Consider the following 2,696-nt stretch of genomic DNA (forward strand, 5'->3'; position numbering starts at 1 on the left):
AAAACAAACAACCAGAGGGTAACCTAACTTTTCAAACATGTCTAAATTGAAGAGGCGGGATAGTTGCGCCCAAAATTTCTCATTGCGCTATTCTCATATTGAAAAAAGTTTAGGCTCTGAATTGCTGTGTCTTCGGTGCATTCCGTGGTTAAAAACGGAGGGCTTTCCTAATGGCTAAACGAAAATCCAAGGGGCCAAAACAGCATAAATTCAGGGATAAGCTTCTCCTGAATCAATGGCTGATGAGCCTGTTTGGTATTGATCCCCTCCGGGAAGGCGTAAAGAAGCGTCCATTTCACAAACTGGCTGAGCCTGTTCGTGATCCCAGGCTGGAAGGCTTGGACAAGGACAATCTGCATAACTTTTACCATGCATTGGTTAATAGCAATCTGTTTTGGGATGATGTAACGGAACTGAGCAAGACGCAACTGCTCGCTTATGAGGAAAATATTGTCCACCACACCCAAGCGATAAATGCCAAGCGTCATCGCCCGGTGGTCTGGAAGTATTATCAGTGGCTTTCCCTTCTGTTTGTTGAAATCTATCTCGACCGTTATTTCAGTGACCGGGAATCTTTGCTCGTAGCGTTGAACGAGTATGTTGACCGCTTTAATAGCCGTTGGCCGGAATATGCTGATATGGATTATTTCAACGAAGACGAGCTGAACAAGCTCTCTTTGCAGAATGCCACCGGTTCGGGCAAAACGCTGCTGATGCATGTTAACCTTTTGCAGTATCAGCACTACTCGAAAAAATATGGCAAAGAGCAAGACCTTTCCCGATGTATCCTGATTTCACCCAATGAGCGGTTGAGCGAACAACATATTGCCGAGTTTTCCGAGAGTAACATTGGCGCATCCCATTTTGCAAAGCAAGGCTACAGGCTGTTTACGCTGGCGCAGGGGCTTTCCAGAGTGGATGTTCTGGAAATTACCAAGCTGGGAGATAAGGAAGGTCCGAACACGATTGCAACACGCAGTCTTGGCGATCAGAATCTGCTGCTTGTTGACGAAGGGCATCGTGGCCTTTCAGGGAAAAATGCCAAGGCTGATGAAAATGCATGGTTTAAAAACCGTGCCATACTGTGTGAAAAAGGCTTTACCTTTGAATACTCAGCAACCTTTGATCAGGCTGTTTCCGGTACGGGACACGAAGACGACTATGCAAAAACGGTTGTTTTCGACTATTCATATCGTTGGTTTTATGAGGATGGTTTTGGTAAAGACTACCAGATCCTCAATTTACCAAAATCATTTGATGAGACAAAAGCCGTCTACTTGACAGCATGTCTGCTTAAGTTCTATCAGCAGCTTGATATCTATGAGGATAAAGCCCAGGTATTGCATCCTTTTAATATTGAGAAGCCTTTATGGGTTTTCGTTGGGAGCACCGTAACCGGTGGCAAGCTCGGGAAGGACGAACAGATTATCGCAACCGATGTGGCCCAGATCATCGCATTTATAGCTGATTTCCTCTCGAACAAAGATAAGGCCTGTAAGCGTATGGAGGAAATCCTGACTGGTAACGGACAGGATACCGGCCTGCTGGACAGTAACGGCGTAGATATTTTTGAAAGCTCATTTACATGGCTGGCCAAAACAATGAATGCAGGGCTTTCCTATGATGATCTCTATAAAAATATCCTGAAAAAACTCTTCAACACAAACACCGGCGGACATCTGACCCTTGATCGAGTGAAGGGAGAATCCGGGGAGATTGCTCTGCGGGTCGGTACGTCAGAAACGCCTTTTGGGCTGATTAACGTTGGCGAGGCCAAAGCACTTGCGGATCACATTGAAGGTGTGGCCAGGCAGGATGGTTTATCTCTGTCTGTTGAAGATAGCGATTTTTCGGAAGCTACCTTTGATGCTGTTAAGGATTCCACGTCTCCGGTTAACCTGCTTATCGGCTCAAAGAAATTTGTTGAAGGCTGGGACTGCTGGCGAGTCAGCACCCTTGGTTTGATGCACGTTGGTAAAAGCGAAGGTGCGCAGATTATTCAGCTCTTTGGACGTGGCGTGCGACTGAAAGGATACGGCTGGAGCCTCAAGCGAAGCGGGCACAGCTACGCACCGTCCATTCCTCAATACATTGAAGAGCTTGAAACGCTGAATGTCTTCGGTGTGGAAGCCGATTTTATGGATAAATTCCGTCAATTCCTTGCTGATGAAGGCTTACCCGGTAATGAGCGACGACGCGTATTCACCATACCGCTGAATGTCACCTATGACTTTGGCAAGAAGTTGCAGATTATTCGACCAAAACGGAAAGCGGAGGACGGAAAAGAATATAACTTTAAGAAGGATGCTCCCGTCCCCAACTTGGGTCAGCTAACAGAGTATCTTCAGCTGCACCCGGTTGTGTCTGACTGGTATCCGCGTATTCAATCCATCCACTCAAAGAAGACCGCTGAGGCTACTCGGAAAGATGATGTCAAATTGACTGACAGGCATATCTCGCTACTGAACATGGATGAGTTGTATTTCGAGCTGGAGCAGTTCAAGCGTGAGAGAAGTTGGTACAATCTGAATATTGATAAAACAGGTATCCAAAAGCTCCTTGCTGATAAACTCAAAAACGACACCTTCTTGATACAAAATCAACAATAACCACTTGAAAAGCAGAATAAAATGATCATATTTTCTCTAGAATTACTTTATCAGGAGAAAATTGCCATGATCTTCTTAAGTTACTTG

General features: G+C 45.4%; 1 protein-coding gene. It reads left to right on the forward strand.

Annotation, left to right across the window (positions count from 1 at the left end):
• Nucleotides 1–170 precede the first annotated feature (170 nt).
• Nucleotides 171–2,609 (forward strand): DEAD/DEAH box helicase family protein, encoded by a 2,439-nt coding sequence (locus L2082_RS19010; RefSeq protein ID WP_446012178.1) that lies wholly within the window; start codon nucleotides 171–173, stop codon nucleotides 2,607–2,609.
• Nucleotides 2,610–2,696: the final 87 nt, after the last annotated feature.

This window comes from Candidatus Electrothrix sp. (genome assembly GCF_052785085.1).

Bases quoted from the DNA above. Each gene is read 5' to 3' on its own strand.
- L2082_RS19010 (WP_446012178.1), top strand. From the start codon at position 171: ATGGCTAAACGAAAATCCAAGGGGCCAAAACAGCATAAATTCAGGGAT.